This is a genomic window from Mesorhizobium sp. M2A.F.Ca.ET.042.01.1.1, assembly GCF_003997405.1.
Taxonomy (GTDB): domain Bacteria; phylum Pseudomonadota; class Alphaproteobacteria; order Rhizobiales; family Rhizobiaceae; genus Mesorhizobium.
Map to the genome: position 1 here is coordinate 1 of NZ_RZRX01000205.1, position 11,755 is coordinate 11,755.

At 65.0% G+C, this 11,755-nt stretch carries 13 protein-coding genes; 4 read left to right on the top strand and 9 right to left on the bottom strand.

The features are described 5' to 3' along the window. Positions 1-1,383 (bottom strand): sugar ABC transporter ATP-binding protein (locus tag EOA23_RS25370; RefSeq protein WP_145966479.1); only part of this gene is annotated, 1,383 nt, incomplete at its 3' end. Between the two features lie 218 nt (positions 1,384-1,601). On the opposite strand from EOA23_RS25370, the gene EOA23_RS25375 reads away from it, so the two are divergent. Continuing rightward, the gene (locus tag EOA23_RS25375) at positions 1,602-2,621 is read left to right on the top strand and encodes a LacI family DNA-binding transcriptional regulator (RefSeq protein ID WP_127306160.1); all 1,020 of its coding nucleotides are present in this window, start codon (positions 1,602-1,604) and stop codon (positions 2,619-2,621) included. On the opposite strand, the gene EOA23_RS25380 is transcribed toward EOA23_RS25375, so the two are convergent. The 5 genes from EOA23_RS25380 to EOA23_RS25400 form a co-directional block, all read right to left on the bottom strand. Then, positions 2,611-3,411, bottom strand: a complete 801-nt coding sequence (locus EOA23_RS25380) for an inositol monophosphatase family protein (protein WP_127306161.1) — start codon at positions 3,409-3,411, stop codon at positions 2,611-2,613. The two genes, EOA23_RS25375 and EOA23_RS25380, sit on opposite strands and share 11 nt — an antisense overlap. A 69-nt stretch (positions 3,412-3,480) precedes the next feature. Then, positions 3,481-4,479 carry an LLM class flavin-dependent oxidoreductase gene (locus EOA23_RS25385; protein WP_127306162.1) on the bottom strand — a complete coding sequence of 333 codons (999 nt, stop codon included), beginning with the start codon at positions 4,477-4,479 and terminating at the stop codon, positions 3,481-3,483. A 3-nt stretch (positions 4,480-4,482) separates the two neighbouring features. Further along, positions 4,483-5,301: an arylamine N-acetyltransferase gene (locus EOA23_RS25390; protein WP_127306163.1), complete on the bottom strand. Its 819-nt coding sequence runs from the start codon at positions 5,299-5,301 to the stop codon at positions 4,483-4,485. 88 nt (positions 5,302-5,389) lie between these two features. Continuing rightward, positions 5,390-6,559 (bottom strand): AI-2E family transporter, encoded by a 1,170-nt coding sequence (locus EOA23_RS25395; RefSeq protein ID WP_127306164.1) that lies wholly within the window; start codon positions 6,557-6,559, stop codon positions 5,390-5,392. A gap of 125 nt (positions 6,560-6,684) precedes the next feature. Further along, complete coding sequence (locus EOA23_RS25400; protein ID WP_127306165.1) at positions 6,685-7,737, bottom strand: LLM class flavin-dependent oxidoreductase; 1,053 nt, start codon at positions 7,735-7,737, stop codon at positions 6,685-6,687. A 233-nt stretch (positions 7,738-7,970) separates the two neighbouring features. Here EOA23_RS25400 and EOA23_RS25405 point away from each other — a divergent pair, with 233 nt between their 5' ends. After that, on the top strand, positions 7,971-8,399 hold the full coding sequence (locus tag EOA23_RS25405; protein ID WP_127306166.1) for a DUF6481 family protein: 429 nt from the start codon (positions 7,971-7,973) through the stop codon (positions 8,397-8,399). A 74-nt stretch (positions 8,400-8,473) separates the two neighbouring features. Here EOA23_RS25405 and sugE read toward each other — a convergent pair whose 3' ends face one another. Further along, positions 8,474-8,788 carry a quaternary ammonium compound efflux SMR transporter SugE gene (gene sugE / locus EOA23_RS25410; protein WP_042647355.1) on the bottom strand — a complete coding sequence of 105 codons (315 nt, stop codon included), beginning with the start codon at positions 8,786-8,788 and terminating at the stop codon, positions 8,474-8,476. Positions 8,789-8,981: 193 nt separating this feature from the next. Continuing rightward, positions 8,982-9,107: a hypothetical protein gene (locus EOA23_RS36975; RefSeq protein WP_095819016.1), complete on the bottom strand. Its 126-nt coding sequence runs from the start codon at positions 9,105-9,107 to the stop codon at positions 8,982-8,984. A gap of 209 nt (positions 9,108-9,316) precedes the next feature. Between EOA23_RS36975 and EOA23_RS25420 the strand changes: the two genes are divergently transcribed. Continuing rightward, complete coding sequence (locus tag EOA23_RS25420; RefSeq protein ID WP_127306167.1) at positions 9,317-10,276, top strand: cation diffusion facilitator family transporter; 960 nt, start codon at positions 9,317-9,319, stop codon at positions 10,274-10,276. Between the two features lie 37 nt (positions 10,277-10,313). After that, the gene (locus EOA23_RS25425; RefSeq protein WP_127306168.1) at positions 10,314-10,718 is read left to right on the top strand and encodes a GFA family protein; all 405 of its coding nucleotides are present in this window, start codon (positions 10,314-10,316) and stop codon (positions 10,716-10,718) included. Positions 10,719-10,721: 3 nt separating this feature from the next. Here EOA23_RS25425 and EOA23_RS25430 read toward each other — a convergent pair. Then, on the bottom strand, positions 10,722-11,755 hold a 1,034-nt coding region (locus EOA23_RS25430), incomplete at its 5' end, for a DNA recombination protein RmuC (protein ID WP_145966480.1).

Consider the following 11,755-nt stretch of genomic DNA (forward strand, 5'->3'; position numbering starts at 1 on the left):
GTCGTAGATCTCGCGCTTGGCGCCGACATCGATGCCGCGCGTCGGCTCGTCGAGCAGAAGCACGCGCGGCCGTGTCGCCAGCCATTTGCCGATCACCACCTTCTGCTGGTTGCCGCCCGACAGCGTGCCGGCGGCCTGCTCGATGCTTTCGCAGCGTATGCCAAGCGCGCTCACGGCCTCGCGCGCCAGGCTTTGCTCGCCCGAACGCGAGCGCAGGCCGAAGCGCGCCAGCGCGCCGACCAGCGGCAAGGCGACATTGTCGGTGATCGAGGCCGTGAGATGCAGGCCTTGCGTCTTGCGGTCCTCGGTCACCAGGGCGATGCCCAGCCGGCGCGCCTCGCGCGGCGAGCCGATCTCGACCGGCGCGCCGTCGAGCTTGATCTCGCCGCCGGTGCGGCCGTCGCTGGAGCCGAAGATCGCTTCCAGGATTTCGCTGCGGCCGGAACCCAGCAGCCCGCCTATGCCGAGGATTTCGCCCGCCGAAAGATCGAAGCTCACGCCCTCGATCACGCTGCGCCAGCCATGCCGGTCCGGCTTCGACAGCGACAGGTCCCTGACCGCGAGCACAGCCTTGCCGCCCGGACCGCGCTGATGATCGGAGGACGCCATAAGATCGCGGCCGACCATGGCCGAGATGATGGCGTCTTCGTTCAGCGCCGCCATATCGTTGGTCAGCACGTGACGCCCGTCGCGCAGCACGGTCACCCGGCTTGCCAGATGCATGACCTCGTCGATGCGGTGCGAGATGTAGACGATGGCGACGCCGCTTGCCGCGAGCTGGCGGATGATGCGGAACAGTCGCTCGCACTCGGCCGGCGACAGCGCCGATGTCGGTTCGTCCATGATCAGGATGCGCGCCGATTTCGACAGCGCCTTGGCGATCTCCACCAGCTGCTGCTCGCCGACCCTGAGCCGGCCGACCCGCGCTTCCGGATCGAGCTCGATGCCGAGACGCTCCAACAGCGCTTTTGCCGCGCGGCTGCTCGCCTTGCGGTCCACCACCAGCCCGGCGATCAGCTTCTCGCGGCCGAGGAAGATGTTGTCGGCGACGCTGAGCTCGGGGACGAGGTTGAGCTCCTGATGGATGATGGCGATGCCGGCGTCCTCGGCGTCGCGAACACCGGCGAAACGGACCGCCTCGCCGTCGATGGCGACAGTGCCTTCGTAGTCGGTATAGACGCCCGAGAGGATCTTCATCAGGGTCGACTTGCCGGCGCCGTTCTCGCCCATCAGCGCATGCACCTCGCCCCGCCTGAGGTCCAGGCTGACATCGGACAGCGCGGTGATGCCGCCGAACCGCTTGGAAATGCCGGTCGCGCTCAGGACGACGGTCGGACCGTCGGCCGTCACGTCTTCCGTCGTGATGGAGCCAGCGCGCTGCATGACAAAGGACGGCCTCCCTCCGTCGTCTTCGATTGCCCAAACGCTAATCTAAACGTTTCGAACGTGTCAAGCGCCTATCTGGTTGCTGAGGATTGATGCATTTCAATTCTTGCGAAAAATGGCGGCTTTACGTAGGTTTAGTCAAAGATGGGCGGCTAAACGTTTCGAAAATGATGGCGTCAGGGCGGAAAAAACAGCGGAAATCCACGGCACCGACCATGCTGCACGTAGCCGAGGCGGCGCGCGTGTCGGTGGCCACCGTGTCGGCATTGCTCAACGGTACCGCCACCGTCAGTCCCGAGCTTACGCAACGCATCGAGCAGGCGATCCGCGACATCGGCTACAAGCGCAATGCCATCGCCCGCAGCCTGAAGATGGGCACAACGCGCACCATCGGCCTCACCGTGCCGCACATCACCAACCCGTTCTTCACCGATGTCGTCTCGGTCATCCAGCAGGCCTTCGACCGCGCCGGCTATGCGGTCATGCTGTGCTGCACCGACGAGGATCTGAACACGCAGGACGAGCAGATCCGCCTGCTGCTCGATCGCATGGTCGACGGGCTGATCGTCGCACGCGTCGGCGACGGCAGCCTTCTGAAGGGCATCGTCGAGGACACCAACGTGCCGGTGGTGCTGCTCGACCGTCTCTGCGAGGGCGTCGACACCGACGCGGTGGTGCTGGACAACCAGCGCGCCGTGTTCGACGCCGTCACCTATCTGATCCATCTCGGACACCGGCGCATCGGCTACATCACCGGCACCTCCGACATATCCCCCATGCATGACCGCATGATTGGCTACCGCGAGGCGCTGCAGGCGGCCGGCCTGCCGGTGGCGGAGGAACTCATACGCTCCGGCAATTTCCACGAGATCGACGGCTACAACGCCACCATGCAGCTCTTGTCACTGCACGACCGGCCAAGCGCGATCTTCTCGGCCAACAACCCGATGGTGATCGGCACGATGAAGGCGATCCGCGACATCGGCCTATCTTGCCCCGAGGACATTTCGGTCGCCTGCTTCGACGACTTTCCCTGGTCGGACGTGTTCGTGCCGCAGCTGACCACCGTGGCGCAGCCGGTGCAGGCGATCGGCGAGCAGGCGGCGAACCTCCTGCTCGACCGGCTGGCCGGCAACCGCGACGCGCCGCCGCGCAAGCTGGTGCTGAAGGGCCGGCTGATGATCCGCAATTCCTGCCGGCCGCTGGGTGCGATCGCGCAGAGCGTCAGTGCGTAGGTTCGAAGGCCTCCGCGCACAGCGCCTGCAATCCCGGGAAGATGCGGCTGCCGCCGGTGATCACCTGCGTGCCGTGGTCCAGCACCGTCTTCGGATCCGCTCTGAGCACCGTGCCGCCGGCCTCTTCGACCAGCAGCATGCCGGCGAGGCAGTCCCAGGCGTTCATGTGCTCCTCGACATAGCCGAGCAGCCGGCCGGACGCCGCATAGGCGAGCATCAGCGCTCCGGAAGCATTGCGGTAGAAGACGCCGCCCTCCGCCATGATCAGGCTGATGAGAGTGACGACATTCTTGGTCGAGGCGCGGTTGGACAGCCCGGTGCCGACGGCGCCCTCGGAAAGCGACGCGGCATTGCTGGTCTTGATCGGCTTGCCGTTGAGGAAGGCGCCGCCGCCCAGCCGGCCGTAGAACGTCTCGTCGGTCGAAGGCTCATGGATGACGCCGACCACTGTCTCGCCGTCCCTGGCGCAGGCGATCACCACGCACCAGGCGGGAATGCCGCGCACGAAATTGGCGGTGCCGTCGATCGGGTCGATCACCCAGACATGGCCGGTTGTTCCGGTCACCGCAGCATGCTCCTCGCCGATAATGCCGTCTTGCGGATACACGTCGGCGATCGCCGCGCGAATGAACAGCTCGACCTCGCGGTCGGCTTCCGAAACCAGGTCCTGATGACCCTTGCTCTCGACGGCCAGACTGTCGAGGTCGCGGAAATATTTCAACCCCAGCTCGCCGGCGCGGCGCGCCAGGTCGATGGCAAAATGCATGCGGTCGTCGAGATCTTTGGTCACGGGGAACTCTTGGCTGAGAGGGACATCTGCGCGCCCTTACCAATATGTCAGGTAAAAGTGACGGCGCGATCACGCCGCCTTCGACATCGATTTGTGCACGTCGGCGAGAATCTCGTAGGAGCGCACGCGCGCCGCGTGATCGAAGATCTGCGCCGTCACCATCAATTCGTCGGCGCCGGTGCGGCGGACGAAGGCGTAGATGCCCTGGCGCACCGTCTCCGGCGAACCGACAACGGCGCAGGACAGCGCCTGGGCAAGCATGGTTTTCGCCATCGGGTCGAGATCGCGGTCGTAATTCTCGACCGGCGGCGGCAATTGCCCGGCCCGGCCGCTGCGCAGATTGACGAAAGCCTGCTGCAGCGAGCTGAACAACAGCTTCGCCTCCGCGTCCGTCGGCGCGGCGGAGACATTGAGGCCGAGCATGACATAGGGCTTGTCGAGCTGCGCCGACGGCTGGAACCGCGTGCGATAAACCTCCAACGCGTGGTCGAGCTCGGCCGGCGCGAAATGCGAGGCGAAGGCGTAGGGCAGGCCGAGAAGCGCTGCGAGCTGCGCGCCATAGAGGCTGGAGCCGAGGATCCAGACCGGCACGGTCTGGCCTTCGCCCGGCACGGCGCGGATGCGCTGGCCTTCCTCGGCCGGCTGGAAATAGCCCATCAACTCGACCACGTCCTGCGGGAAATTGTCGGCGGACTCCAGGTTGCGGCGCAGCGCCCGCGCGGTCAGCATGTCGGTGCCCGGCGCGCGGCCGAGGCCGAGGTCGATGCGTCCGGGAAAAAGTGCCGCCAGCGTGCCGAACTGCTCGGCGATCACCAGCGGCGCATGGTTGGGCAGCATGATGCCGCCGGCGCCGACGCGGATCGACTTGGTGCCGCCGGCGACATGCGCGATCACGACGGAGGTCGCGGCGCTCGCGATGCCCGGCATGTTGTGGTGCTCGGCCAGCCAGTAGCGCTTGTAGCCCAGGTGCTCGGCATGGCGGGCAAGGTCGAGCGAATTGGCGAGCGACTGCGAGGCGGTGCTGCCTTGGGTGATCGGCGACAGGTCGAGAACCGAAAGGGCGGTCATTGGTCAGGTCTCCACGATGCGTTTTTCCCTGAGCCTCGTCTCGAAGGCGGCGCGGTCGGGAATGACGATGGCGAGCTGGTTCTCCAGCACGTCGGCAAGCTCGGCGGCCGCAGCGAGCAGCGCGAGATCGCGACCGCCGGCATGATGCGTCGACAGCCGGTTGTTGCGCAGCGCGTAGCGCCGGTCGGGCAAAGCGAGCGCGGCGACCAGCGTCGACAGGAAATGCGAGCTCGGATGCGTCGACAGGAAATGGCTGGCGACCCGGTAGTCGACCTCATAGGCCTGGCTCAGGTCGAAGCGGTAGAGCGTGCGCCAATCACCGCCGATATCGGCCTGCAGGCGGAATTGTCCGCCGGTCTCGACGAGGCGGAAGGTTTCGTGCGGCGTCTGCTGCGCGAGCCCTGGTTCCAAGAGCAGCGGCGCCGTCAGCGTCAGGCCGCCGAAGCCGACATCGGCGATGTAAGTGCGGCCGCCAAGCTCGATGCGCAGTAGCATGTGGCTGCGCGCGGTGACCGCGTCCTCCGGCTGGCCCCACAGCACGCGGGCGGCAAGCCCTCCGACAGTGAAGCCCAGCGCGCCAAGCGCGTGCATGAAGATCAGATTGTGCTCGAAGCAATAGCCGCCGCGGCCCTGGCGAAAAACCTTGTCCTGCAGCGAAGCGACGTCGAGGCCGACGGAAACGCCCATCAAGGCATCGATGTTCTCGAACGGGATCGCCCGCGGGTGCGCGGCGTGCAGCGCCCGCAGCGTGGCGAGCGAAGCGTCGGCCGGTCCGCCGTGACCGATGCGGGCGAAATAGCCATCGAGATCGAAGTCGCTCATTCGGGACGGGTCCGGCTTGACCGGTCCGATATAGGCACTGGTCACCGGTGTCGCAAACAAGGACCGGGATTTGGGATTGGGCCAGCCCTCAGCCTGCTTGATTGTGGTTGTTCTCGGCCGGCTCGTCATCGACGACAGTTGCTTGCTGCGCCGCCAGGAAATTGCCGAATGGGCTCAGGCTTTCGAAATGGTCGCAAAACACCTTGATGACGACCAGCAGCGGCACCGCCATCAGCGCGCCGACGAAGCCCCACAGCCAGGACCAGAAGGCGATGGCGATAAAGATCGCCACGGCGTTGATCTCAAGACGCCGCCCGACCACCATCGGCGTCACGAACTGGCCTTCGATAATGTCGCACAGCACCACGAAGGCCGGCGCCAAGAGCGCATAGGCGATCGTGTCGAAGCTGATCAGCGCAATGACGGCGACAATCAGGACGGTCATCAGCGCGCCCACATAGGGCAGGAAATTGAGCAAGGCCGCCATCGCCCCCCAGACCAATGGGTTGGGCATGCCGAGCCCCCAGAGGCCCAACCCGATCACCGTGCCGAGACTGACATTGATGATGGAGACCGTGAGCAGATAGTGCGAAATCTCGCGCTCGACGTCATAGACGACGCGCAACGCCCGCTTCTTCTGCGTCATGCTGGCGAAGGATTGGACGATCTTCTCGTAGAACAATGTGCCGGAGGCGAGCAGGAACAGCGACAGCACGAAGACGATGGTGATCGCGGTGCCTGCTTCCAGGATGTTGCTGGCCGCGGTGGAGAGGATGCCGGACGGCGCCACCGCGACCCGCTGCAGGCCGGGCTCTTGCGAGGTCTCGGTCAACCCTTCCAGTTGATGCGCGAGGTCCATCATTCGTTCGAGCGGCCGTCTGAACGGCGCCAGCCGCTGGGTCAGCTGCTGGCCGATCGAATAGGAGTTGTTGATGAGGTCGATGATCGGGCCGCTGAGCAGATAGCCGGCGGCAGCGAAAATGAAGATCGACAGCAGCACCAGCAGCGTCGCCGACACCACTTCGGGGACCCCGTGCTTTCTCAGAAAGCGCACGATCGGCGTCAGCGTCAGCGCCAGCAGGAAGGCAAGCATCACGGGCATGAAGAAGGCGCGGGCGAAGTACAGCGCCGCTGCCGTCATCAGAATGAAGATCCCGATCACCAGCGACCGCATCAGGCGTATGTCCGCCCTGGCATCGGCACGCGGGTCAGGGCTTTCGGCAGCGCTTGCGCCCGAAGCGATCTGTTCGGCTTTCATCGGTTCCCTTGCAAGCCGCCAGCCGACAATGCATGGCGGGCCTGTGCCCGAAACGCGGGAGTTCCTGGCAAGGTTCCAAGAGCCGGCTTTCCGCATCCGGGGGCCGGTTTGGAGCGGATCGCTCGTCAGGCAGCCGGCGCTGGCGCCGTCTTGGCCGTCTCCTTGCGCACGATCGGCGCCACCTTGGTGCCGTAGAGCTCGATCGCATTCATGATCTTGGCATGCGGCATGGTGCCGATCGCCATTTGCAGCAGGAAGCGGTCGTTGTTGAAGATCCTGTGCTGGGCGACGATCTTTTCAGCCACCTGCTCGGGGTTGCCGACGAAGAGCGCCCCATTGGGACTCCGCGCCTGGTCGAAATGCGCCCGCGAGGTCGGGCCCCAGCCGCGCTCGCGCCCGATGCGGTTCATCACCTCCGCCTGCGGTCCGTAGAAGTCGTCGGCCGCCTGTTCGGTTGTCTCGGCAATGAAGCCGTGCACGTTGATGCTGGTCGCAAGCGAAGCTGGATCGGTGTTGGCGCGGCGCGCCGCCTCGCGATAGATATCGAACAGCGGCGCGAAACGAGCCGGCTCGCCGCCGATGATGGCCAAAGCCAGCGGCAGGCCAAGCACTCCGGCGCGGGCTGCGGATTGCGGCGTGCCGCCGATGGCGATCCAGATCGGCAGCTTGTCCTGGAAGGGACGCGGGTAGACGCCGCGCCCGTTGATCGGCGCGCGCAGCTTGCCCTGCCACGTCACCTTCACCTGGTCGCGGATGGCGAGCAACAGATCGAGCTTCTCAGCGAAAAGCTCGTCATAGTCTTCCAGATTGTAACCGAACAGTGGGAAGGATTCGATGAAGGAGCCGCGCCCGGCCATGATCTCGGCGCGGCCGTTCGACAGAAGGTCGAGCGTGGCGAATTGCTGGAAGACGCGCACCGGATCGTCGGAGGAGAGCACCGTGACCGCGCTGGTGAGGCGGATCTTCTTCGTGCGCTCGGCCGCCGCGGCTAGCGCCACGACCGGCGCGGAGGCGGCATAGTCGGGGCGGTGATGCTCGCCGAGCCCGAACACGTCGAGGCCGACCTGGTCGGCCAGCTCGATTTCCTCGATGAGATTGCGCAGCCGCTCATGCGGACCGATGGCGCCGGGACCCGGCTCCGGGCTGACATCGGCGAAAGTGTAGAGACCGAGTTCCATCTGGTTGCGTCCTGAACCTGTTCATGTGGATTTTTGCCTGTTGGCGCTCTAGGTAGCCGTATGCCTTGCCGCCCGCCAGAGGCGCGATCGGTGAACAGTGCATCGCGCATCGCCAAGCCGTATCCCTGCGGCAACAAGCCCGGTTTTTTCATGGCTGGCATACCGTTTTGACGCTTGAACTCGCCGCTTTCACGCGTATGTAAGCGTCGCGAATAGACTGCAGGGAAGTACACTTGGCTATCTACAGGGAAAAAGACATTTTCGAGCGGCGCGATGCCGCGAACGAGGCAAAGAAGGCGCTGCTCGCGCGCTTCAAGGCAAAGCCGGCGGCGGATGATCCCGCTGTGCTGGCGCGCCAGGCCGAACGCAAGGCGATCCTTGAGGCCCGCGCCATCCGCGAAGCGGAGAAGGCAAGGCTGAAGCAGGAGAAGCTGGCGCGCGAAGCGGCCGAGAAGGCCGAGCGCGAAGCCGCCGCAGAAGCGGCGCGTATCGCCGCCGAAGAGGCTGCTGCCGCCGAGGCTAAAATCCGCGAGGCCGAGGAAGCAGAGCGCATTGCGCTCGAACTTGCCGACGAGGCCGCGCGCAAGGCCAAGCGTGACGCGCGCTACGCCGCCCGCAAGGCGCGCGTCGGCAGGACGCCTCCGGGCTTCTCCGCCCGCTAAGTTCGGGTTGTTTGGAAGATCGGTCAGGGTCGCCAAAAGCGGCCCTGAACGCGTTTGTGCTGTCAGCCCTAAATTTAGGCTACCAGCTTCAGCCCGACAATGCCGCAGACGATCAGGCCGATGCAAGCCAGGCGGACGACGGTCGCGGGCTCGCCGAGCAGCCAGATGCCGAGCAGCGTCGTGCCGACGGTGCCGATGCCGGTCCATACGGCATAGGCCGTGCCGACGGGCAGCGTCTTCAGCGCCAGGCCGAGCAGGCCGAGGCTGACGATCATCGAGGTGATGGTGAGAAGGGTCGGCAGCGGCCTGGAGAAGCCGTCGGTGTATTTGAGGCCGATCGCCCAGCCGATCTCGAACAGGCCGGCGAAGAAAAGAAAGATCCAGGACATCGAAAACGCTCCGTCATTCCAGCATCGCCTGAGATGCTTGGTGGCGGGTCGTCCCGGCCGGTTTTTCGGGGATGCGAGGTCGTCCTCGCTCCTTGAATATAGGATGGCCTATTTTCCGATCAACAAAACACCGGCAGCATTGTGATGCCGCCGGTTCAAGCCTGCATCAAGTCGGCCGACCGAATCGCGCCGCTTACTTTTCCTTGATGCGCATCGCCTTGACCGGCGGCGCCTTGGGAGCCGGGGCCGCGGCGGGCTTCTTGGCGTCCTTCTTCGGCTTGCGGGCTTCCTTGCCCGCCTTCATCGCACCTTTAGCCATGATTCGCTCCTCCGATTGTAGGCAATCCGAGTGAAACAAGAGAAATGACGGACTGCAAGAGGCAGTGCGGCTTTGCTAAGCCGGCCGGCCGGCTGTTAACCGATTTTGCGGCCGCGACGCCAGTTCGAAACCTCGCATGGACTGGCGCATTGTCTGTAGAGCTTTGCCGGGCGGGCCGCTAAGCTCGCGTAGGGCAAGCCGGGGATCGCATGGCAGGACATAGCGGATCGAGACGGGTGATCTACGCCGCGCTTGCCGGCAATCTGGCGATCGCGGTCACCAAATTCGCGGCGGCAGCCTTCACCGGCTCGTCCGCCATGCTGTCGGAAGGCGTGCATTCGCTGGTCGACACCGGTAACGGCACGCTGCTCCTCTACGGCATGCATCGCGCCGCGCGGCCGCCCGATCGCACCCATCCGCTCGGTCACGGGCGCGAGCTCTATTTCTGGAGTTTCATCGTCGCGCTTCTGGTGTTCGCGCTCGGTTCCGGCGTTTCCTTCTATGAGGGCATCATCCACATCATGGCGCCGGAACCGGTCGTCAACGCCAAGGTCAACTATATCGTGCTCGGCCTTTCGTTCCTGTTCGAGGGCAGTTCATGGCTGGTGGCGCTGAGGGAGTTCCGCCAGCAGAAGGGCCGACAGGGCTGGTTCGAGGCCGTGCAGTCGAGCAAGGATCCGAGCGTCTACACCGTGCTGTTCGAGGACAGCGCCGCGCTGCTTGGCCTCGTCGTCGCCTTCGCCGGCATCCTGTCGGCGCAACTCCTGGAATTGCCGGAGCTCGACGGCGTCGGCTCGATCGGCATTTCAATCATTCTAGGGGCGACGGCGGCTTTCCTGGCACGCGAAAGCAAGGGATTGCTGATTGGCGAGCCCGCTTCTCCCGAAGTGCAGCGCCAGGTTCTGGCGATCGCCCAGGAGGATCCGGCGGTGCAGCGGGCCAACGGCATATTGAGCGTCCATGTCGGTCCGGAGGAAATCGTCGCGGGCTTGAGCATCGAATTCGAGGACCATCTCACCGCGCCCGACATCGAAGCCTGCGTCGAGCGCCTGGAGGCAAGGCTCAAGAAGGAAATGCCGCAAATCTCCAGGCTCTTCGTTAAGCCGCAGGCGACTGGCACATGGGAGCGGCGGCGCAAGGCCATGGCCGAGGCTTCGGAGGAGAGTTAGGTTCAACACGACAACGAATATTTTGAGGAGCAGGCCGATGAAGATCGACGGCGGATGCCATTGCGGCGCGATCACCTATGAGGCGGAAGTCGACCCGGAAAAGACCGGAATCTGCCATTGCACGGATTGCCAGCAGCTGACCGGAACAGCCTTTCGCGTGACTGTGGGGGCGGCAGAAGAGCATTACCGGATCACCAAGGGCACGCCCAAAGTCTATATCAAGACCGGATCGAGCGGCGCCAAGCGCGCACAAGGCTTCTGCGGCGACTGCGGCTCACATCTCTATGCGACGTCAGTCGGCGACGGGCCCAAAATCTACGGCATCAGGGTAGGCACAGCGCGCCAGCGCGAGGAGCTGGTTCCGAGGAGACAGGTCTGGCACCGCTCGGCGCTGCACTGGCTGCCGGAATTCGAAGGCATGACGACGATCGAGGAGCAGTAGGGATCAGTCGCCGTCCTCGACGACTCGCAGCCTGAGCTGTCCCGTCTTTGAATCGGCCACCCGCGTGCCGCCTTCGGCCTTCGCCGGGCGTGGTGCTTCAGTCTCGCCCTCGGCGAATTCCAGCGCCTCGATCTTCTGGCCGCGCTTGGTGACCTTCGACGTCGAAACCAGAATGTCGTCGATGTCCTTAGCCGCCTGGCCGAAATGCGTCTGCAGCCGCCGCACCCGCTCGTCGACCCTGGCCACATCCTCCATCAGCCGGATGACCTCACCCTGGATGAGATGCGCCTGCTCGCGCATGCGGGCGTCCTTCAGGATCGCCTGGATAACCTGGATCGACAGCATCAACAGCGACGGCGAGACGATGACGACGCGGGCGCGGTGCGCCTTCTGCACCACCGCTTCGAAATTCTCGTGGATTTCCGCGAACACCGATTCCGACGGCACGAACATGAAGGCGGTGTCCTGCGTCTCGCCCTGGATCAGGTATTTTTCCGCGATATCGCGGATGTGCACCTCGATGTCGCGCCGAAAGGCCTGCGCCGCCACCTTCTGCATGTCGGCGCCCTCGGCGGCGCGGATGGCGTTCCACGCTTCCAGCGGGAACTTGGCGTCGATGGCCAGCATCGGCGCGCCGTTGGGCATTCGCACCAGGCAGTCGGGCCGGCTGCCGTTCGAGAGGCTCGCCTGGAATTCATAGGCGCCGTGCGGCAGCCCGTCGGCTACGATCGCTTCCATGCGCGACTGGCCGAAAGCGCCGCGCGTTTGCTTGTTGGAGAGGATCGCCTGCAGCTGCACGACCTGCCCGGCGAGCGACTGGATATTGCCCTGCGCGGTGTCGATCACCGCCAGCCGCTCCTGCAGCTTGGCCAGGCTTTCATGCGTCGACTTGGTCTGCTCGGCCATGGTCTGGCCGATGCGGCCGGTCATGGCGTCGAGCCGCTGCCCGAGCGATTGCGTAAGCTCCGCCTGCCTGGCGCCGAAGACGTCGGCGATCGCGCCCATGCGCCCCTGCATCTCGGCCTGCGCCTGCATGA

What these genes read in the sequence shown, in the direction of transcription:
- EOA23_RS25420 (WP_127306167.1), top strand. Translation starts at nt 9,317, where the DNA reads ATGGCAGGACATAGCGGATCGAGACGGGTGATCTACGCCGCGCTTGCC.
- EOA23_RS25400 (WP_127306165.1), bottom strand. Translation starts at nt 7,737, where the DNA reads ATGGAACTCGGTCTCTACACTTTCGCCGATGTCAGCCCGGAGCCGGGT.
- EOA23_RS25390 (WP_127306163.1), bottom strand. Translation starts at nt 5,301, where the DNA reads ATGAGCGACTTCGATCTCGATGGCTATTTCGCCCGCATCGGTCACGGC.
- EOA23_RS25375 (WP_127306160.1), top strand. Translation starts at nt 1,602, where the DNA reads ATGCTGCACGTAGCCGAGGCGGCGCGCGTGTCGGTGGCCACCGTGTCG.
- sugE (WP_042647355.1), bottom strand. Translation starts at nt 8,788, where the DNA reads ATGTCCTGGATCTTTCTTTTCTTCGCCGGCCTGTTCGAGATCGGCTGG.
- EOA23_RS25425 (WP_127306168.1), top strand. Translation starts at nt 10,314, where the DNA reads ATGAAGATCGACGGCGGATGCCATTGCGGCGCGATCACCTATGAGGCG.
- EOA23_RS25385 (WP_127306162.1), bottom strand. Translation starts at nt 4,479, where the DNA reads ATGACCGCCCTTTCGGTTCTCGACCTGTCGCCGATCACCCAAGGCAGC.
- EOA23_RS36975 (WP_095819016.1), bottom strand. Translation starts at nt 9,107, where the DNA reads ATGGCTAAAGGTGCGATGAAGGCGGGCAAGGAAGCCCGCAAGCCGAAG.
- EOA23_RS25395 (WP_127306164.1), bottom strand. Translation starts at nt 6,559, where the DNA reads ATGAAAGCCGAACAGATCGCTTCGGGCGCAAGCGCTGCCGAAAGCCCT.